Raw genomic sequence first — 21,422 nt, 5'->3', positions numbered from 1 at the left:
GAAGTCTTTAACACTTGGTTATGATGAGAATACGATCATTGAAAACCTTGATTTAAAAATCCCTAAAGGTGAAATTACGGTATTTATTGGTGGTAACGGCTGTGGAAAATCTACCTTGCTTCGTTCCATTGCGAGACTGTTAAAGCCCCAACAGGGAAGCGTTGTGCTAGAAGGAAAATCGATCCATAAAATGGGGACAAAAGAAGTAGCAAAACAGTTAGCGATCCTTCCTCAGGGCCCTGAAGCACCTGAAGGCTTAACGGTTCTACAGCTTGTTAAGCAAGGACGCTATCCTTATCAAAACTGGTATAAGCAATGGTCTGAGCAAGACGAAAAAATGGTGCAACGAGCGTTAGAAGCTACACAAATGACTGAATTTGCTGAGAGACAAGTTGACTCTTTATCAGGCGGACAGCGGCAACGAGCTTGGATTGCTATGACACTCGCCCAAGATACAGATATTATTCTTTTAGATGAGCCAACCACCTATTTAGATTTAACACATCAAATCGAAATTCTAGATTTATTATTTGAGCTGAACGAAACGGAGAAACGTACGATCATCATGGTCCTCCATGATTTAAATCTCGCTTGTCGTTACGCACATCACCTAATTGCCGTCAAAAATAAAACCGTTTATGCACAAGGAAAACCAGAAGAAGTGATTTCCTGTGACTTAGTTCGTGATGTCTTTAACATGGAATGTCAGGTCACAGCCGATCCTCTATTTGGCACACCTCTATGCATACCATATGGAAAAGGACGTTGCATTATGAAAAACAACCCCTTTGAAGACAGTGTATCCGTGTCATGACGCTTTTTTTCACTGGAAGGAACGATGAGAATGAATCAATTAACAAAAAATGAAAAAGAACGCTTGCTGCAATTTCGAACGACGTTCTCGGCTGATTCAAAGATTACTGCTCAAGCCATCCGTTCGATCGACCTTCTTGATGTCCAATTCTTAACATCGTATTTGTATACGGTGAAGGATACCCTACAGGCAGCTGACCTTCTTTCAGCTGCCTCTATGTTTTCAAAACGGTACAGTTATCTCGTTGCCGTACCTGCATTTTATTCATTTTCAAGATTCCAGAAGCAACTAAATGTTAGCCTGAAAAATACCGAATTACTGCCTGATGACAGTTCCGAAATATGGCTCCCGCAGCTTTATCTTACAGACCAACATGTGCGAAACGTTGAACAGCGCTCAGCAGACCGATCTCGTTTCTTTCAAATGATTTTCGCGGATCATTTTCACCTGATATGGGAGCGGTTAGCAACCCTAACCTCGATCTCAAAACAAACCCTTTGGGAAAATACAGCTGTGTACCTTTTTTGGATCTATGAAACGATGCTCAATGAGGTTAAAACCGAAGCTGAAAAGGCCATAATCCAAGAAGATTTTCACGCCCTTCTCGATCAGAGCCAAGCCTATTTATTTGGACCATACCGTAGCAATCCCCTTTCTCGTTTCTATGGACCGAAAATAACCATCGACGGACAGGACATTCGGTTTCGAAAAACGTGCTGCTTTTCCTATCAATGCTTTGACAAAAGTATTATGTGTCATACCTGCCCAAAGCTGAAACCGTAAATCACTTTCATTCTTCGAGTGAATAAAAAAAGGATGATCCGGTGCGATCGTCCTTTTTTCATGTGGTATTGAGGAAGGAGCTTACGCATAAAGCTCCTTCATACCTTACAAGCCTAGCTCATTTTCCTATCACAATTCATCAAAGCCGTTATCAGTTGATACCTTGGCATATTGGCGTGATTTTTGTTCGAAGAAATCACTTTTTCCGCTATTAACGTCCTCATAGGCTTTAATCCATTTCATTGGATTTGTTTTTGCTTCAGGAAACGGTTTTTCCATCCCAAGCTGGGTCGCTCGCTTATTGGCAATAAAGCGAATGTAGGCTTCCATATCTCCAGGATGGATGCCTGCAATTTTATCCCCAATAATGTAATGGAACCACTTTGTTTCAAGCTCTGCTGCCTTTGTTAACGCATCATGAACAAACATCTTTGTCTCCTCATTATCGAGCTCTGGATACTCCACAAGCAGCTGCTTAAAAATATTCGTAAACAAATAGACATGAAGCTGTTCATCCCGATTAATATAATTGATCATTGTGGAAGTTGATACCATCTTTTGATTACGCGCCAAATTGTAAAAAAACGCAAAGCCCGAATAAAAATTCAATCCTTCGAGAATGACATCATACACCATGGATTCAAGCAACGTTTTTGGGGTTGGATGATTGATAAAAGACTGATAGCCTTCAATAATAAACTCGTTCCGTTCCTTTAGTACCTCATCCTGCTTCCAGTACTCAAAAATCTCATCCTGTGTCGATTTGTTAACAATGCTAGACAAAACGTAGGAATAGCTTTGATTATGAACAACCTCTTGAAAAGACAATACGCTCATTAATGCGACTAAGCTAGAATCGGTTAGATAATCTGCCACCCGTAGTGAATAATCGGTTTGAATGCTATCCAAGAAGGCAAGCAATCCAATGATTTTTTTGAAGGCCTCCTGCTCTGTATCAGATAACTGTTGAAACTGCTTGGCATCATGGGACATGTTAATTTCAAACGGGGTCCAAAAGTTTGCCAGCATGTTTTTATAGAGCGGATAGGCCCATGAAAAACGGACATCATCCCAGTTTAGAACATTGGAGCTCTCTCCGTTAATAATTCCCGTCGACGCATTTGAGGCAGTCGTATCATAAATTTTTCGTCTTTGTAATGATTCCATATGATTCTCGTTCCCTTCTCTTAGCTTGAGCAGCTTTCACAATCCTCTAATTCAATCGAGGTTGAGCGAAGATAATAGGTCGTTTTTAGCCCTTCCTGCCAGGCAAGCAGGTGTAAATCAAGGAGCTCTTTTGCCTTGATCGTATTTGAAGTATAAAGATTAAATGAAATACTCTGATCCACATGCCGTTGTCTTGCCCCATTTTGACGAATACTCCACGTCTGGTCGATGTGATAGGCAGATTTATAATACCAGGTTGTCGTCTCATTAAGGTCTGGAACAATAACAGGAATGCGATAATTTTTCTTTTCTTCCACATATTCCTTTTTGAAGATCGGATCGATGGATGCCGTCGTTCCCCCAATGAGTGCGGTCGTCGCATTCGGTGCAACGGCAAGCAAATAACCATTACGGATTCCGTGCACTTTTACTTGTTTCTTTAATTCACTCCACGCCTCTGAGTCATAGTCACGCTTTTCAAAGTACGATCCGGTTTCCCAATCAGATCCGGAAAACATTGGGTAGGCCCCCTTTTCCTTCGCCAATTCCATACTTGCCTGAATCGTTAAATAGTTAATCTTTTCATAAAGCTTATCAGCTAATTCCACCGCTTTTTCCGACTCCCAAGCAATGCCTTTCAGCGCAAGAAGGTGGTGCCAGCCATAGGTTCCAAGTCCGACAGCACGGTATTTTTGATTCGTTAAGCCTGCTTGCTTCACTTCAATGCTATTCACGTCAATGACGTTATCTAGCATCCGGACCTGAATCGGAATGAGTCGTTCAAGCACATCATCAGTGACAACCTTCGCCAAAGAAAGTGAGCTCAAGTTACAGACGACATAATCTCCAGGTTCTTTCGTAATAACAATCTTCCCGTCTTCCGTTTCCTCTTCAACCACTTTTGTGACACTCATGTTTTGAATGATTTCTGTACAAAGGTTTGAACCATACACCATTCCAGCGTGCTGATTCGGATTTAGTCGGTTCGCTTGATCTCTGTAATACATGAACGGACTTCCCGTTTCAAGCTGAGAAATCATCATTCGCTTCATTACATCAATCGCAGGGACTTCAATACGAGACAGCTCAGGATGATCGACACACTGCTTATAGCGATCACGGAATGTCCCCGCACCCTTTTCCTCATCAAACGCATCCTCTAATGAAAAACCCATTACTTGACGAACCTCATGCGGGTCAAACAAATACCAAGATTCACGCTCTTCAACGGCCTCCATAAATAAATCTGGAAGGCAAACCGCTGTGAATAAATCATGGGTACGCTGACGCTCATCTCCATTATTTAGCTTTGCATCAAGAAACGAGAAAATGTCTTTATGCCAAATATCGAGGTAGACAGCAATCGCCCCTTGCCGCTGGCCTAACTGATCGACACTAACAGCAACATTGTTTAACTGCTTCATCCATGGCAAAACACCGGAGGAAACATTTTTATAATTTTTAATCGCTGAGCCTTTCCCGCGGATTTTACCTAAATAGATACCAAGCCCACCGCCATTTTTACTGACTGTTGCCGCATCCGTACAGCTATCAAAAATACCACGCAAGCTGTCATCTATCGTATCAATAAAACAGCTTGATAATTGGCCGACTTGCTTTCCAGCATTGGCAAGTGTCGGTGTCGCCACCGTCATATACAGGTTTGATAGAGCCCAATACGCTTCTTTCACAAGAGAAAGGCGCTTTTCTTTCGTTTCGTTCATCATTAGTGTCAGCGCAATCAGCATAAATCGTTGCTGAGGCAGTTCCATTAATGTTCCATCATGAAGTCTTGCCAAATAACGGTCAGCCAACGTCTTTAAACCGATGTACGTAAAAAGTTGGTCCTTTTCTGGGCAAAAGCAAGACTCCAACTGATTGAAATCCTCCTGGCTGTATACTTCCAATAGCTCACGCTTATAAATGCCTTTTTCTACAAGGGTTGTGACAAGTGTGCCAAAATGCTGATAGACCGATGCAGGTTCAACGCCTCGATTTTGAGCCACTTGCTCATAGAGCTCGTGCAAATAGCAATGGGCAGCCACATACGTCCAGTCAGGCTCCTCCATCGACATTTGATCCAACGCAGTCATTGCGATCGATTGAAGATTCGTTCCCCGTTCAAATAATGTATGTATAGGTAATTGTGGAAATCTTTCTTGTAGCATGTTAAAGAGTGCTTCTTGTTTCAGCTCAACACTAGTCATACTCATATTCCTCTCTCCTTTTTACAAAATAAAAAGCCCTTTCCACTTCAGGAAAGAGCTGAAAACGGCACCTATGTTCTAACTTCCTGCAATACTTAGACTAGAACCAAAATCGCCGCCTCACCATCTCATGCCCCGAAGATAGGAAACTATGGAAAACAAGGCAGGTCTCCTGACTCGTGCTTCTTCCTACTCTGAAGCCTTCCCGTATCAATGACGTATACAGTGACATCCTTCATTTCGTCTGCACTTACAGTTGCGGGGACAGCTCTGGATTTTCACCAGATTCCCTATTAAGTCTACTAGACACCTTTTTTCCGCAAAAACACTATATTTAGTTATATTCATTAAATTAAATTTCAATATGTTGATTATGGTATAGAAAAATAAAAGATTTCGCAACTAAAATATTTTAATTATGATTCATTAAAACACGCGAACCATTTGCTAGACTACCTTTTTCAGTTATCGAAAAAAATTTTTTAAGCAAAAAAGCAATACCCCCCTCTTGACAATTCATTCATTCTTACTATAGAGTGAAAATCAATTTCATATGTGGGGAAACAGGTAGAGTTAGACAAGGTAGAAATTGTCCGACTCTTTAAAAGGGAATTCGGTGCAAAACCGAAGCGGTCCCGCCACTGTGATAGACGAGTCATCTCTGAGATGTCACTGGCGATTTTTTGCTGGGAAGACGGAGATGATGATGACGCTAAAGCCAGGAGACCTGCCTGTTTTAACAGCACTGTTGTGACCTACGGGAGATAGGGAGGTGTTAAAAATATCTGGAGCATAAGTGGGGTATTTTTATCATCTTCCAATGGTAAAAATACCCTTTTTTCTATTTTTATACCCTGATTAAAGACGATTCTATAGGAGGAATGAACGTTGACAAACGTTAAAACGAGTAGCCTTGGGTACCCACGAATTGGAGAAAATAGAGAGTGGAAGCATGCCCTAGAAGCATTTTGGGCTCATAAAATCACGGAAGCAGAGTTCGAAAGCATCATGAAGGAGCTTCGCTTACATCATTTGAACAAACAAAAGAAAAATGGTCTGGATCTCATTCCAGTAGGTGATTTTACATACTACGACCATGTTCTCGATACAGCCACAATGCTTGGCTTTATCCCTGAGCGTTTCGACCATTCAGGTGAAAAGGTTTCCCTTTCCACCTACTTTTCCATGGCAAGAGGAAATCAGTCAGTGCAGGCGTCTGAAATGACCAAATGGTTTAATACTAATTATCACTACATCGTTCCAGAAATAAATGGTACAACGGCGAAGCTTACTGTGAACCGTCCCCTTCAAGCGTACCTTGAAGCAAAAGACGAGCTAGGAATCAACGGTAAACCTGTTATTCTTGGACCTTTTACCTTTTTGAAGCTCTCAAAAGGCTATCAGGATGAGCAATTTGCGGAAATTCTCAAGTCCCTTGTTCCTGTCTATATTAAAATCTTAAAGGAATTACAGGATGCGGGCGCCACTTGGGTACAGCTGGATGAACCATCCCTTGTGACAACAATAACGAAGGAAGAGATGGACTTAATTTCCCATGTTTACAAGCAATTTTCTCAGGAGCTGTCTTCCTTATCCATCATGCTGCAAACCTATTTTGATTCTGTCTCCTTTTACGAAGACGTGATCAACCTCCCTGTGAAGGGCATCGGTCTAGATTTTGTGCATGGTGCTCAGCAAACCTACGAGAAGCTTGAACGAGTAGGATTCCCAACAGACAAGGTTCTAGGTGTTGGTATTGTCGATGGACGGAACATTTGGAGAAGCGACCTTCATGCTATTTATGAACAGCTTCAACGGATCTCGCGCATTGTCCCTGCTGAACGGCAAATTTTACAGCCTTCTTCAAGCTTGCTTCATGTACCTGTCAGCCTTGCCCAAGAATCAGCACTAGATCCGTTGTTAAAAAAGACCCTTGCCTTTGCTGATGAAAAGCTGGGTGAGCTTGAACTGTTAAAACAAGCACTTACCGATCCATCTGAAAAAACAAGAGCAAAATTCCATGAAAGCCATTCCGCTATCAAGGCTCTGGCCCAATCGCCTTGGCGAACGAAAGCAAAAGGCGCATTTCGTGGTCCGAGCAAACGAAGCCGTCCTTTTGCTGAACGGCAAGCATTGCAAAGGGCAAAATGGTCGCTCCCCCTTCTGCCAACAACGACGATTGGAAGCTTTCCACAAACAAACGAAATTCGTCGTGCGAGAAATTTATGGCGAAAAGGCGAACTAGAGGAAACAGCATACAAAAATCTTATCAACGAAAAAATCAAAAAATGGATTGAGATCCAAGAAGAAATTGGCTTAGATGTCTTCGTTCATGGTGAATTTGAGCGAAACGATATGGTCGAGTTTTTTGGTGAAAAGCTTGCAGGATTTGCCTTTACAACATTCGGTTGGGTTCAATCCTATGGCTCCCGTTGTGTAAAACCGCCCATCATTTTTGGGGATGTAGCCTTTATCGAGCCAATGACTGTTGAAGAGACTGCCTATGCCCAATCTCTAACAAGCAAACCTGTGAAAGGCATGCTCACTGGACCTGTCACAATCTTAACCTGGTCCTTTGTGCGTAACGATCTCCCGCTTAAGGACGTTGCCTTTCAAATCGCTCAAGCCTTAATTCAGGAGATAGAAGCGTTAGAAGCAGCGGGGATTGAAATGATTCAAGTAGATGAGCCTGCCCTGCGAGAAGGACTACCTTTGAAGCAAGAAGACAAGGCTGAATATTTGGCTTGGGCTGTGGAATCCTTCCAGTTAGCCACATCCACCGTGAAAGATACGACACAAATTCATACCCATATGTGCTACAGCGATTTTCACGAGATTATTGACGAAATTCGGGCTCTGGATGCAGATGTAATTTCAATTGAAACATCAAGAAGTCACGGAGAGCTCATCACTGCCTTTGAAACAAACGTCTATGATAAAGAAATTGGCTTAGGTGTCTACGACATTCACAGCCCTCGAATCCCTTCAGAAGAAGAGATGACAAAAGTAATTGAGCGAGCCATTTCTGTTCTGCCTTACGAATTATTTTGGGTTAACCCTGACTGCGGATTAAAAACACGCGCGGAGGAAGAAACAATAGCAGCTCTCACCAACATGGTTAAGGCTGCCAAGAACGTAAGAGAAACTTTGCCAAGCAAAAACACCAGCCTTCAATAAAAGAGGTGAATATGAGAAAGGAACTCGGCTATTTTTTACAGAAATGTAGAGATGAACGTGTCATAGCCTCGATCATTAAAAAATCAGACCATAAAGATTTAGTAATCCTGTTTCAATATTTAAGCATAGCTGAAATTAAAACGAAAACTCGCTGGCTAAGCATGTACGAAAAAAATACTCGCTCCATTTGGAACAAAATTGTAACAAAAACTTAGGGAAGGATCAAAACCCTTTATTGGTTACTCGATGGGCAGCGGTGAACCGCTCTCTCCCATTCCAATTTCAGGTGATACCTTCCTTCCACTTTTTTAGGAGCAAATCTTCTAACCTAGGTAGATTTATATTAAAATAATGACGAACGCAAACTCGACTCCCTTACTTGTTTCACGACAATTCAAGTATAAAGGAATGGCGAGTTTGCGTTTTTTTACTTATAAACAAATCTCCTGAATTATTAGAGCCAAAATAGGGATGCCCCATAAAACAACAAAAAGGAATCAAGAAGTTCCTGATTCCTTTTTGCCTCAGAAGCGATTGTAGCATCTATCCCTAGGTAAATGTAAAGAGGGTAGATAAAATTTATTTAATCGAAAGGATGTCCTTTTCTTTCGCACTTACTTTTCCAGATTTATGAAGTATGACTCGTTCTCCCTCAGCTAAATTTGTGAAAATAATTGGCGTGATGGAAGAAGTCGCTTCTTTTTCAATGAACGGCAAGTCAAATTTCATTATTTCCTGCCCTTTCTTCACAACAGCGTCTTGTTCAACTAGCGCTGTGAAGCCTTCACCTTTAAGATTCACCGTATCAATACCGATGTGAATCAGCACTTCTCTACCTGAGTCTGTCACTAGGCCAATCGCATGCTTCGTAGGGAACAGGTTAACGATTTTACCGTCAAACGGTGCGTAGACCGTTCCATCTGAAGGCTTAATGGCAAAGCCATCACCCATCATCTTTTGCGAAAACACTTCATCAGGAACGTCACGCAATTCTAAAATCTCACCCGAAATCGGCATGTCGAATGTGACATCTCCAGACACGTCGGTTTTTGTTTCAAGCTCAACCGTCTTTGCAGGTGTTTTTCCGTTTAAAATATCTTGAATTTGCGACTTAATTTGGTCAGAGCGTGGACCGAAAATCGCTTGAATGTTATTACCCATTTGCATGACGCCTGAAGCCCCCAGCCTCTTCAACCGATCTTTATCAACGTCTCCGCCTTCTTTGACGCTGACGCGAAGTCTCGTAATGCATGCATCTAAGTTCGTTAAGTTTTCCTTTCCTCCTAGGGCTTCGAGCACTTCATAAGGAAGAGAATCATTTCCGACAGTGACATTCGTCGTCTCCTCTTCTTTCACTTCTTCACGCCCTGGTGTCATTAAGTTGAATTTCTTAATCGCAAAGCGGAAACCGAAATAATAAATCACTGCAAAGGCTAACCCGACAGGAAAAACAAGCCACCAGTCGGTTCGGTTTGGCAACACACCAAACAGAATAAAGTCAATAACCCCACCAGAGAACGTCATCCCAATTTTTACATTTAAAATGTGCATGATCATAAAGGAAAGACCAGCAAAGAGTGTATGAATGACGAACAGGAGTGGTGCAACGAATAAAAAGCTGAATTCAATCGGTTCTGTAATACCCGTTAGAAATGATGTTAAAGCAGCTGAACCCATAATACCTGCGACAACTTTTTTCTGTTCAGGGCGAGCACAGTGATAAATCGCCAATGCGGCTGCAGGTAACCCGAACATCATGAATGGGAATTTACCTGTCATAAACGTACCTGCCGTTAGCTCAACTCCGTCTCGAATTTGAGCGAAGAAAATCCGTTGGTCACCGCGAACGATTTCGCCAGCAGCATTCGTGTAAGAACCAAATTCAAACCAGAACGGGGAATAGAAAATATGGTGCAGCCCAAATGGAATGAGGGCCCGTTCAATGACACCGAAAACAAAAGCTGCAAGGGTACGGTTTGATTCAGTCATATAATATGAGAAGGAGTTTAAACCTTCTTGTACAGTAGGCCAAATAAAGTTCAATATAATCCCAATAAACAACGCAAAGAAAGCGGTAGCGATAGGTACGAAGCGCTTTCCGGCAAAAAAGCCTAGATAAGAGGGAAGCTCAATGTTGTAGTAACGTTTATACATATAAGCACCGAGCAAACCAGCGATAATCCCTCCGAATACACCCGTTTGCAAGGTCGGGATACCAAGAACGTTTGCTAATGCAGGGTTGTCCCCTATCATCTCAGGGGTAATGCCACCAATCACACTCATCGTCACGTTCATAATCAAATAACCGATTAACGCTGCAAGCCCAGCAACTCCATCACCGTTAGAAAGGCCGATTGCAACACCGACAGCGAACAGGAGAGCGAGGTTTGCAAACACAATATCACCAGCAGACTCCATAATATTCGCTATTAGGACGACCCACTCTGCATTAAGTGCAGGAATTCGGTTTGTCATATCCGGGTTTTGCAAAGCATTACCAACCGCGAGCAAAATCCCTGCTGCTGGAAGTAAGGCCACTGGCAGCATGAGTGCCTTACCGACTCTCTGAAGCACGCCAAAAGACTTTTTAAACATAGGAAAATTCCTCCTCATAAAAGTATTGTTCATCTTTGGAGCTACGGAAAAAGGTCAATGAACAATTGTGCAACAAAAAAAGACATGAGGGAAAAGTAGAACATGGCATAACAAGCATGGAATAGAAGAGCAGGTTCTCTCCATCCACTTATTATGGCCATTTCCTTTTCTCTCATGCCTGCATTACCAGTAACACGGTAAAGAAAATCACAAATTTTATTGCTTTGACAGACGCTGTAGATGAAGGGTCAAATAGACAGCTTCCGCATCTGGTATCGCTTTCTTAAGTGTTTGTTGCATAATCTTCATCAACTTATAGGCCAGATTGTAACACACAGGATATTCGGCCTGCAAGATTTTTTTTAGGCTATCCTGATTATCCATATATTGATCGGAGCTAATTCGTTCAATTGCATGGTGAAGATGACGAACGAGGCGTAAATAGTCAATATGGTCGCGTTCAATTTTCACCTTTAATGAGCTTTCAATGACTTGGATTAGTTCACTAATGAGCTGTGTATGTCGATTAACTTCCTTCACTGAACGATGGGTTAATGCACTATGAATATGAAGAGCGACAAAGCCTACTTCTCCTTTTGGAAGGTTGACCTGAAGGGAGCGCTGAAGAAATTCAATAATTTCAGTAGCGACAGCAAATTCCTTTGGGTAAGCAAGCTCCGTTTCGATTAAAAACGGGTTTTTGATGTCAAACCCTTGCTTAATCCGTTTTATCGCATAAAAAAGATGGTCAGTTAATGCAACATGAATATGTTCATTGAGACGAACATTAAATCGTTCTTCAATCCGTTCCATCGCATCATTCATTAATCCGATAAACGATTCGTCGACATAATTGAGCAACTGTTTGTACTGCTCCTGCTCAGTAGCGTCTTTTAGCACAAAAAATTTTTCCGCTGTATAGCCAGCAACCTCTTCGCCTGGCTTCTTTCCAAACCCTAATCCTTTTCCAATTAAGACGACTTCATCGTACTCGGAATGCTCAGCAATCAGAACATTGTTATTTAAAATTTTTTTGACTACTAACATCAACTTCACTCCTAAACACTCGATTAAACCGAACCCTCTTGCCGTATGTCAACAGTTTCGCTGCAAATCATAGCTATTGTTAGCGAGCCGGTCAAACATTTTTTATTTTAAAATAAGTCTCTCGTCAGTCAATCAAGTATAATAAAAGGAGATGGGAGCGAACAATGGAAAAAAAATCCGAAAGTCTCCATCGTTTTGTTTTACGGAGTTTGCTAATGACTTTATCCATCACGTTTTTTGCTGAATTCTGAATCAGTTGTGATGATTAATTGAAATGAGGAGGGAGTATAGAATGGATAGCAACTCTTATTTTAACAATAACAGAACCCTTCACTATTAAAGTTCTGATCCAACTAAGCTTTATATCTTTTACAAAGGGGAAACGTACAACATAGAAAGCCTCCCCCCTTCCCTGCTTACCTTTTATTTAGAAAACTTATCTGAATCTACAAACGGGATGAAAGGGGAGCAGTTTAGGAGGATGTAATGAATTATCTTAGATGAATTTACTGATACTTAGGAGCACGAAACCCTGCTTCGATGGCTTCTTCCTCTGTACAAAACCATGCTTCTTGTTTCGTTTGTTCATACCATGGTGAATCCGGTGTATGAAAAATCTTCTCTCCCCTTGAGTTAATGTTCCCTTTGATATCACAGCCCTGCTCTTGTGCTTCAGTATGACTAGAGTCCTCTTGACCATTTGCTTGCTCAATTACTTCAGGATAAAACCCATCTTCCTGAGCGTAATTTTCTACCTCCCAAATCCCGATTCCCTCTTGCTGAGCTTTTTCTTGTAAAGCGTTAAACTGATCGACATATCGTGTGTTTGGTGGAAAGATGTAGGCCACTCTAGCTAAACCGTTCTTTAATAATTCCTCTTGAATCATTTTCCCATCCGCATAAACATAGGCTAATAGCCGATCATACCGGTCACGCTTTGGCCCAATATCAAATTCCAATTCTAGCGTATTCGCGTTCATAACCAATTGACTGGTAAACTCCTTCGCTTCTTGCCCATAGGGCTGTTCCCCCAACCGCGGATGAGAGGTTTCAGGGCTATCAACAAGCAAAAATCTCACGCTTTCAGGTTCCCCATTATAAATCACATTTATGGTATCGCCATCCGAGGGATAGTTCAACTCTACTTTTACCCGTTCAAACTCAATTGATTCTTCCTTATGTTGAACTGCATGATTTTCATTCGATTCTTGTGGCAGGGTTGTACAAGCGGAAACCACGCTTAACACAGCAATCATAATCAACGTACGTAATGTCCTAATCAAAACCTCTTCCTCTCTCCTTAACTAGTTTCGGTTATTTTGGTAAGCACTGCTATTTGCAGAAAGCACTTTTTACTACTTATTTTAGCAAAAAAGTGCCTCACCGTGGGAAACTCAAACGGCGTGACACTTCCTTTCACTGGCTCGATTCAATTATTCATCCTCTTTAAGGAGGAGTTTTACGATTCATATAGCTCCCAACCAAGTTTGATGATTTCTTCTAAATGGTCAACAACCTCGGTTACATTCAGCCCATCCGTTGTCACTTTAAAGCTGTTTAGATTATAGGAAGGCTGACGCTGTTGATAGAGCGCCTCCATCTCATCTACGTTTTTGTTTTTTAAAACGGGTCGATTATCAATGAGAATGCTCAATCGATCTTTCCATGACGTCCATGATAAATCTAGATAAATGACAATGCATTGAGACAAACACGCTTCTCGGATCTCATCCTGCATATAGGCTCCTCCACCAAATGAGATCACTTTTAAGCGTTTGTTTTTGCAAAGGTCAATTGACATTTCCCGTTCAATTTGACGAAAAGCTTGCTCCCCTTTTATACGAAACATCTCTGTGATTTTCATGTTGTACTTTTTTTCAATTTCCTGATCGACATCGACGAAATCCCGGTAAAGTCGTTTCGCCAACATTTCCCCTACTGACGTTTTCCCAACACCCATAAAACCAATCAGGGCAATGTTTCTCTCTCTTACTGGTAATCGTTCCATATCCCACACTCTTTCTTTTCTTCGCATATTCTTTATTTAGACTACAAAGGTTTCTATCGTAAGTCAATTGGATGGTCCATTTTTGACCAATGATAAGAAAAAGCTCAAGCGCCTTGGTCAGCCGCGACAAATGTTCTTCCATCTCTCATTTTTAGCCACTCTTTTTTATGCGTGAAGTTCGCTTGTAAAAATAGTCTCCACTTCGTATAACACCTCGATGTTTTTCAGGTGTAACAAAACTTTCTTCAGGTTTGTACGCAATCTTTTCAAACGGTTCTTCAATGATGTCCTGTGCCTGTTCGTGGTTGCCTTTTTTAAATTGCTTTATGATCTCTTCTAGTTGTACACGAGCAATAATTTTAACGTCTGTTGCCGATGCTAGCTTTAAGCAAGGCTCTGAGATATCATCCGTCGAAGTGAGGACGAGGGCTTTATCCGCTCCGTAATACACCTTCGCCGTGTAGACTTCCTGTACCGCTTTTAATCCGAGTGAATCCGACAGACATTTTGCTTGAACGACCGTTTTAAAGCCATGACTGTCCTCGAAAATCAAGTCTGCACCAAAATCACGACTTTTTTTCGTTTGGTACGTATGGTCATAGCCAAGCCCCGCAAACAAAACGAATAAGTAGTCCTCAAATTCATGCCCAGTCATACGATCAATATCACGCAATGAAATCTTCATCAAATCATATTTTTTTCGTCGCTTTTGATACGAGAGAATGATTGCTAGCACAACAAATGCTACAATGACTCCAAAAATGATGAACATGGTGCTTATTTGTTCCATGGCCTAATCCCTACACTTTCCATCTTTTCTTCCCTTTATCATATCGGGAAGAAAGGTCCTTTAGCAAACCTCTTCTCCATTTCGCATTTTGTCCTCTAGGAATTAACTTACTTCCGTCTGATAATACTTCTTTTTTGCTTGCTGTACCGTAAAATCCAAAGAACTGCTATGGCACTCCACTTTTCACATTTCCTAAATTACACCTTTATTTAATCTAGTCTCTTTCGGTAAAAGTGGTTCAAGATTTTGCAGTATCAATACAATAAATTCTAACAAAAAAAGAAACGAAACAACCATTTAAATCCATAAATAAATGCACATTAAGAAGCCCCTGATTGATTAAGCTATATCAGGGGCTTGTGTAAAACATATCGTCAATTAACCTAGTTATGCTTTAAAATGATTCAGCAGATCTTTTAAGTCTTCTGATAAATTTTGAAGCTTCACAGCATCCTGTGTAATGTGCTCAGAGCTAGTCGATTGTTGTTGGCTCGTGGCACTTACCTCTTCACTGCTTGCAGAAATTTCTTCGGTGATAGCAGAAATGGATTCCATTTGCTCACTAATCTTTTGTGCAACTTGTTTTAAGTGATGGACAGAGTCATCAATTCCTTCATTTTTCGTATTAATTTGACTGACATCCTCAGCAATGTCTTTAAATACTTGCGCCACCACTTTAAATGTCTTCGTGCTTTCTTCAACGGCTTCTACACCTTGCTGTACTGCTTCGACCGCTCGACTGCTTTCTTTTTGTGTTTCCGAGATTAAGCGGCTAATTTGCTCCGCTGATTCCGTTGTTTCTGTTGCTAATTTTCGCACCTCATCAGCAACAACCGCAAAGCCTTTCCCAGAATCTCCTGCTCTTGCCGCTTCAATGGATGCATTTAGTGCGAGCAGATTCGTCTGTTCCGCAATTTGTGAAATCATATCGACGACCTTACCTATTTCAGACGATTGACCATCAACCTTTTGAATTAAGTCTGATAAGTCATGTACCGTTTGATTCATCTCGTTCATTTTTGTTACAGCCTGATTAACGTGCTGATCTCCATTTACAGATGCTTGTTGACTTGCTTGTGTTAATTCTTTTACTTCATGGGTATTCATAGCAATCGTCTCAATTTGGGTCACAATTTCATTCACTTCTTCGCTTACAATTCCGACAGAAGAAGCGACTTCAGAACTTCCAGATGCAACCTGTGAAATACTTTGAGCCACTTGCTCTGAGGCTTCCTTCGTCTCATTGCTTGCTTGCACTAAGTAGTCGGAAGACGTATTTAACTGTGTTGACGTACCATGAATCTTGTTCATCATCTCTTTCATCGTATCCGTCATTTTATTAATATCTTGACCGAGCAAAGCAATTTCATCTTTCCCTTTCAGACTTGCTTTTACGGTTAAATCACCTTGTTCAATTTTCTCCGTAACGCTACGCAATTCTTTTAACCGTCTAGTAATGCTTTGAGCAAATAATACGATGACCACACTCGTAACAATGATCGCTGCTGCTACCACAATCACAACAATATAGGTTAAACTACTTAATTGCATCGTAGCTTCTTCACTCGGTACCGTAATGAACAAATTCCAATCGGTGGATGGAATTTGTTCATAAAATGCGAAAAGCTCTCCTTCGCCTTCGAGCTCAAATTCGAGCATTTGCGAAGTAGAAGCCTCCGCATTATTTTGAGCTTCCGTAAGCTCAGGAATTTCCAATGATTCAAGGTTTCGTTCCCCAATATACTCACTATTCGGATGACTAATGATGAGTCCATCCTCTTGTGTCACAAAAGCATAGCCAGTCTCACCAATTTGAATCGAGGTAACCATTTCATTAAAGGTATCGGTTGTAAAGGTACTGGCCCCGATGCCAAGCAGGTTCCCTTCACTATCATAAAGGGGAACAGCTACGACAAACGAGCTATCACCAGTGGAGCGACTAAAAATCATATCGGAAATACTGACAGAAGCCCCACCCATTATTTCTTGAAAATAGTCGCGATCAGCTATATTAAACTCAGCGCCCGTTGTTGAAAAACCATCACCGTTCACATCGGCAACAAAAAGGGCGAGATATTCTGGATATTCAGTTATTTTTTCTTGCAAAAAGCTCATTTGCAGCTCTTCGTCCATGCTTCTTAAATCTGAAGACGTCACCATGTTCTTTAACCGTTCAACATGAGTCATGAAATAATGATCAATTTCGTTTGTAGACATATCAAGCATCAATAGCGACTCTTCTTGGAACGACTCTGTGAGCAATTCATTTGATTTACTATAAACAATTCCAAAACCGATTAGCAGTGTCACTAAAATAATAGGCAAAAACGTAAAAAGAAATTTTTGTTTGACAGATTTCACAGAATAAATCCTCCTAATCATTCAAAAGGGTGAAGCGTTTCTCCTGCATACTTAACACCCACCATATTACTTTCTGAATATAATGATTTGTTTTTGTGACTTTTTACCTAAAACATTAAGTTCGTAAGCGTTTTCATCTTTTTTTCTCTCCAAATATTCCAATCTAACACTCCTTTTTTATTTTTAATAATAATAATAGGCAAATACCTAACACAGGATACAGGAATTTATAAATTTACGCAAATTGAGTAATTGATGAATCAATTTCTTATATTTCCAATAATTTTGTATTTCTTTCTACTATCTCCTGTCTTGTGCCTTTTCTCAAAACATTGAGTTTTCGGTTTTACAAAGAACAAACTTTTAATGGCAAAACACGATGTAAGGCGTATTTCATTTAACCCAATTACCTTTTTTTCCATACATGCCCTAATTCATTTTGTCCTCTGTATGCATATTGTGTATTATCCTTTCGAAAGGTGGTGTTTTGTTATGTACGGTGGATATGGATATGGACCAGTTGCTGGTGCTGGATACGGTTGTGGGTACGGCCCAGTGGCTGGTGCTGGATATGCCCCAATGCACGGACACGATTGCGGGAAAGGCTTTGCGTTAATCGTTGTTCTTTTCATCCTTTTAATCATTGTCGGTGCATCTTGGTTTAAGTAAGAAGTAGGATTAACTAATTGATGAGCGCTATCTATCGGCGCTCTTTTTGTTTGTAAGCAAGATGCCTGACAACTGGTGAAAGCGATACAAAAATATTCACAAAACCTTCAAAATTTCAGGTGAGGATAGAGTACCAAAAAGAGGCTGGGACATAACGAACGTGTATGATTGAAAATACGAACAATGCACAACCTTAGCAGAGGAAATAGACGTAGACTCCTGCGGGAGCAAAGGCAAGGGTGAGGCCCCACAGTGCGAAAAGCACGAGGAGGCTCACCAGCCGCCTGCGGAAAGCGAAGGATAGTTCCGAAGCGATTGCTATGCAAAAACGATCATGACGTTCGGATTTCTTTTCAATAAAAACTCTTTTGTCCCAGCCTCAAGTCGTGGAAACTTTTACTTTTGGTAGGAGGAAGCTCATAAGAGAGGCAGCGACACATAGCCCTTCAATTCTTATCACGTTTGCTCTCACCCTTTTTTCAGCATGTAGTCTATCTTCATTGTCTTATAGGACCCAATGCCGAATCGCTTGAGCCACTCCATCGTCCGTATTTTTTCCTGTGACCCAATCTGCTGCTTCTTTGACAACGTCCTGTGCATTTCCCATAGCTACACCAATACCTGCCTCTCGAATCATCGCCAGATCATTTAGACTATCCCCCATGGCGATCACTTCATTCATTGTAATCCCAATCTTCTCACACACTTTTTCAAGAGCTCTCGCTTTATTAATCCCAATCCCATTTACTTCAATGTTGGTGGGACTTGAATTGCTGATTTCAAGCTCCTTATTTTTGCTTAGTTCTTCTAAAATCAATGCTCTCACATCGTCATCTTGGATATCAAACCCAAATTTCAACCATTCATAATCAGAAATCGCAGTTGGAAAGTCATCGCGCCACACTTTACCGACGGTGACAGCCCAAGAGCCTGTATTGTATTTATTTTTTAAATCCCACATTGTTTGAATGTAGTCTGCAGGCACAGTTTGACGGTGAATAAGCTCACCAGACGTATGCCAAATCTCACTTCCGTTAACCGTGACTAAGTAGGATGTCAGCTTGAGAGATTCTGCATAGTCCCGACAGGTTATCAAGGATCTTCCTGTACTTAATACAACGTGTACGCCTTGCTCTTGTGCTTCAGTAATTGCATCCCTGTTTGCTTCAGAAACTTCATGCTTGTCATTTAAAAGCGTCCCATCCATATCTAAGGCAATAAGCTTAATGGTGTTCGTTGGTTTTGACACGAAATCGCACCTCTCCTTGAATTTGTCATTAAACCAAGTATAATCTATTTCGACGACCTAAGCACTTGAACATACCTACCCATTTATCAGCCAATCACTCATTGCAGATAGGATTTTTTCAATAATTGTTGAATAACAATGGAGGAGATTGTGATTGATATGAACCATATGCTCGCTTTTTCTCACTACAATTGGCATGAAATGATAAGCAAACCAACCGATGAAAGCATGTTCCATAGGAGAGAATATAGCCTATCAAATTTTTTATAATAATGGTGATTGGCCATACTATTTTCAGAACACAAAAACAAGCTTGGAGGAAGTTCAATGAAAAAAGCACTGATTGTCATTGATTACACAAATGATTTTGTTCACGATGAAGGGGCGCTAACATGCGGAAAACCAGGTCAAGAATTAGAGGGTTATATCGTCAACCAAATTCATACATTTCTTTCAAGCAAAAATCTCGTGGTTTTTGCAACCGACGTCCATTATGAAGGTGATATCGGTCATCCAGAAACAGCATTATTTCCCCCGCACAATATCGCTGGTACAGAAGGAAGGCACTTATACGGTGATGTCCAACGCCTCTATAAGGAACACAAAGGCTCTCAGTACATTAAATGGATGGATGGATAAAACACGCTATTCTTCGTTTGCAGGAACCGACTTGGAGTTGCGCTTACGGGAACGAGGCATTCAAGAGATTCATTTAGTCGGTGTGTGCACAGACATTTGTGTCCTACATACGGCAGTAGATGCCTATAATAAAGGATTTAAGATTGTCGTACATGAAAAAGGGGTTGCGAGCTTTAACAAAGCGGGACACGAATGGGCTTTAAGTCATTTCAAGATGTCGATTGGAGCAGAAGTTGTTTAAGTATTTCTTCCAACGAAACCAGCATGAGCAATTCGCTCTTCTCACTTGGATGAAAACAAGTTCGTCAAGTAACGCTGAGCAACCTTTCAATGAAGGCGTGTGAGCGGAAGGACTTAATGGATACACCCATTTAAACTAAAGCTCCTTCCCCTTTTCCACAGAAAAAGAGCAGTCCCTTTGGGAAGTGCTCTTTTTTCATAACAGTTTGATCGATTTCTTTTTTAGCCCAATCTGTTATTCATATCCGTATAAAGCTTTAGGTTTTCTTTGTAAGACTTCTCCCGTTCCCTTTCAACTTTCAGCTTTTTTGTGAGGCTTCTCTCATACTCTTCAAAACCAAACCCATAGTTTTTGTGCATGGATTGTTCCATTTTCTCCGACACTTTACGTTGGTTAGTCATTTTATAAACTCCTCCTCCTAAAGATGTACGATCCCTTTAACCGCTATTGTCAGTAATTAATCTCCAAAAATGTAAGAAAACCTAACAAACTCTATTACAAATGCAGGTTTACCCCAATTTCTAAAAGGATAAAGGAGTATTGTTATTTGTTTTAACTCAGGAAAAAGGAGTGGTCTGTTCATGGAAAAGTATGATGAAGAGATTAGAAATCACCAATCTGAAGGGCAACCTCCCCAAGAACAAAAACGCCAACCTGGTCTAGAGGAAGAAATGAACCCAAAACCGCTATATGAAAATCCTCACTATGAAGGAAGCAATAAATTAAATGAGAAAGTAACCCTGATAACGGGGGGAGATAGTGGAATCGGCCGCGCTGTAGCCCTCGCCTTTGCAAAAGAAGGAGCTCATATCAGCATTGTTTATTTTGATGAACACAAGGATGCGGAAGAAACAAAAATGCTTGTGGAAGAAAAAGGGGTAAAATGCCTGCTTATAAGTGGTGATGTAGGCGATGAGCGTTTTTGTCATGAAGCTGTGAAACAAACTATTGATACCTTTGGCCAGCTTGATGTTCTCGTCAATAACGCTGCTGAGCAGCACTTTCAGGAACGTATCGAGGATATTTCAAGCGCTCAGCTCCACCGAACCTTTCAGACAAATATCTATTCTTACTTTTATTTCATCCAAGCCGCAATGCCTTATTTGAAAGAAGGTAGCTCGATTATTAACAGTGCTTCGATTGTTGCTTATCAAGGGCAACCTGTTTTAATGGACTATGCTGCCACAAAAGGTGCGATTGTTGCCCTAACTCGTTCACTTTCTCAAAACCTTGTATCAAAAGGCATTCGTGTGAATGGTGTTGCTCCAGGACCAATTTGGACGCCTCTCATTCCAGCTTCATTTCCTGCAGAGTATGTGGAGTCATTTGGTACTGATACACCGATGGGACGCCCTGGTCAACCTGCCGAGCTAGCACCTGCATACGTATATCTTGCTTCAAATGATTCTACCTATGTTTCAGGACAAATGATTCATGTAAATGGCGGAAATGTCGTAAATGGCTAATAATTGGTAAAAGAGGCTGGGACATAACGAACGTGTATGATTGAAAAACAATGCACAACCTTAGCGGAGGAAATAGACATAGACTCCTGCTGGATCAAAGGCAAGGATGAGACCCCACAGTGCGAAAAGCACGAGGAGGCTCACCAGCCGCCCGCGGAAAGCGAAGGATATTTCCGAAGCGAATGCTATGCAGCATTTCTCATCAATAA

Annotated in this window: 15 protein-coding genes, 1 pseudogene and 2 riboswitches; of the genes and pseudogenes, 6 read left to right on the top strand and 10 right to left on the bottom strand. The window is 41.1% G+C overall.

Translation table 11 applies throughout. The features are described from left to right. Together BLT_RS22445 and BLT_RS0119140 are read left to right on the top strand one after the other, a co-directional pair. The coding region (locus BLT_RS22445) for an ATP-binding cassette domain-containing protein (protein WP_017729334.1) at positions 1-814 on the top strand (814 nt) is incomplete at its 5' end. A gap of 30 nt (positions 815-844) precedes the next feature. Beyond that, positions 845-1,597 carry an IucA/IucC family C-terminal-domain containing protein gene (locus BLT_RS0119140; protein WP_017729333.1) on the top strand — a complete coding sequence of 251 codons (753 nt, stop codon included), beginning with the start codon at positions 845-847 and terminating at the stop codon, positions 1,595-1,597. A 129-nt stretch (positions 1,598-1,726) separates the two neighbouring features. Here BLT_RS0119140 and BLT_RS0119135 read toward each other — a convergent pair whose 3' ends face one another. Then, the gene (locus tag BLT_RS0119135; RefSeq protein WP_017729332.1) at positions 1,727-2,764 is read right to left on the bottom strand and encodes a ribonucleotide-diphosphate reductase subunit beta; all 1,038 of its coding nucleotides are present in this window, start codon (positions 2,762-2,764) and stop codon (positions 1,727-1,729) included. A 20-nt stretch (positions 2,765-2,784) separates the two neighbouring features. Next, positions 2,785-4,977: a ribonucleoside-diphosphate reductase subunit alpha gene (locus tag BLT_RS0119130; protein ID WP_017729331.1), complete on the bottom strand. Its 2,193-nt coding sequence runs from the start codon at positions 4,975-4,977 to the stop codon at positions 2,785-2,787. 139 nt (positions 4,978-5,116) lie between these two features. Next, a riboswitch (cobalamin riboswitch) is annotated at positions 5,117-5,300 on the bottom strand. A gap of 219 nt (positions 5,301-5,519) precedes the next feature. Next, positions 5,520-5,720, top strand: a riboswitch (cobalamin riboswitch). A gap of 139 nt (positions 5,721-5,859) precedes the next feature. Between BLT_RS0119130 and metE the strand changes: the two genes are divergently transcribed. Further along, positions 5,860-8,148, top strand: coding sequence for a 5-methyltetrahydropteroyltriglutamate--homocysteine S-methyltransferase (metE, locus tag BLT_RS0119125; RefSeq protein WP_017729330.1), 2,289 nt, complete (start codon positions 5,860-5,862; stop codon positions 8,146-8,148). 579 nt (positions 8,149-8,727) lie between these two features. Here metE and ptsG read toward each other — a convergent pair. The 6 genes from ptsG to BLT_RS0119090 form a co-directional block, all read right to left on the bottom strand. Beyond that, positions 8,728-10,743, bottom strand: a complete 2,016-nt coding sequence (gene ptsG / locus BLT_RS0119115; RefSeq protein WP_017729328.1) for a glucose-specific PTS transporter subunit IIBC — start codon at positions 10,741-10,743, stop codon at positions 8,728-8,730. A gap of 216 nt (positions 10,744-10,959) precedes the next feature. Beyond that, on the bottom strand, positions 10,960-11,790 hold the full coding sequence (gene glcT / locus BLT_RS0119110) for a glucose PTS transporter transcription antiterminator GlcT (RefSeq protein WP_017729327.1): 831 nt from the start codon (positions 11,788-11,790) through the stop codon (positions 10,960-10,962). Between the two features lie 506 nt (positions 11,791-12,296). After that, on the bottom strand, positions 12,297-13,073 hold the full coding sequence (locus tag BLT_RS0119105) for a thermonuclease family protein (protein WP_017729326.1): 777 nt from the start codon (positions 13,071-13,073) through the stop codon (positions 12,297-12,299). 176 nt (positions 13,074-13,249) lie between these two features. Beyond that, positions 13,250-13,798 carry a shikimate kinase gene (locus BLT_RS0119100; RefSeq protein WP_017729325.1) on the bottom strand — a complete coding sequence of 183 codons (549 nt, stop codon included), beginning with the start codon at positions 13,796-13,798 and terminating at the stop codon, positions 13,250-13,252. A 151-nt stretch (positions 13,799-13,949) separates the two neighbouring features. Further along, on the bottom strand, positions 13,950-14,588 hold the full coding sequence (locus tag BLT_RS0119095; RefSeq protein WP_017729324.1) for a restriction endonuclease: 639 nt from the start codon (positions 14,586-14,588) through the stop codon (positions 13,950-13,952). A 387-nt stretch (positions 14,589-14,975) separates the two neighbouring features. Further along, the gene (locus BLT_RS0119090; protein WP_017729323.1) at positions 14,976-16,949 is read right to left on the bottom strand and encodes a methyl-accepting chemotaxis protein; all 1,974 of its coding nucleotides are present in this window, start codon (positions 16,947-16,949) and stop codon (positions 14,976-14,978) included. Between the two features lie 492 nt (positions 16,950-17,441). Here BLT_RS0119090 and BLT_RS23485 point away from each other — a divergent pair, with 492 nt between their 5' ends. Continuing rightward, positions 17,442-17,618, top strand: coding sequence for a YjcZ family sporulation protein (locus tag BLT_RS23485; protein ID WP_017729321.1), 177 nt, complete (start codon positions 17,442-17,444; stop codon positions 17,616-17,618). A 505-nt stretch (positions 17,619-18,123) separates the two neighbouring features. Here BLT_RS23485 and BLT_RS0119075 read toward each other — a convergent pair. Next, on the bottom strand, positions 18,124-18,867 hold the full coding sequence (locus BLT_RS0119075; RefSeq protein ID WP_017729320.1) for a Cof-type HAD-IIB family hydrolase: 744 nt from the start codon (positions 18,865-18,867) through the stop codon (positions 18,124-18,126). 327 nt (positions 18,868-19,194) lie between these two features. Here BLT_RS0119075 and BLT_RS22440 point away from each other — a divergent pair. Beyond that, positions 19,195-19,747 (top strand): annotated as a pseudogene (locus BLT_RS22440) (cysteine hydrolase family protein). 221 nt (positions 19,748-19,968) lie between these two features. Here BLT_RS22440 and BLT_RS22435 read toward each other — a convergent pair. After that, the gene (locus tag BLT_RS22435; protein WP_017729317.1) at positions 19,969-20,148 is read right to left on the bottom strand and encodes a hypothetical protein; all 180 of its coding nucleotides are present in this window, start codon (positions 20,146-20,148) and stop codon (positions 19,969-19,971) included. Positions 20,149-20,328: 180 nt separating this feature from the next. Here BLT_RS22435 and BLT_RS0119060 point away from each other — a divergent pair, with 180 nt between their 5' ends. Continuing rightward, positions 20,329-21,213: an SDR family oxidoreductase gene (locus BLT_RS0119060; protein ID WP_017729316.1), complete on the top strand. Its 885-nt coding sequence runs from the start codon at positions 20,329-20,331 to the stop codon at positions 21,211-21,213. Positions 21,214-21,422: the final 209 nt, after the last annotated feature.

The organism is Halalkalibacterium ligniniphilum (assembly GCF_000334155.1).
Lineage (GTDB): Bacteria > Bacillota > Bacilli > Bacillales > Bacillaceae_D > Halalkalibacterium > Halalkalibacterium ligniniphilum.
Note: the sequence above shows the minus strand (reverse complement) of the source record. Positions and strands in the feature narration are given on the sequence as shown.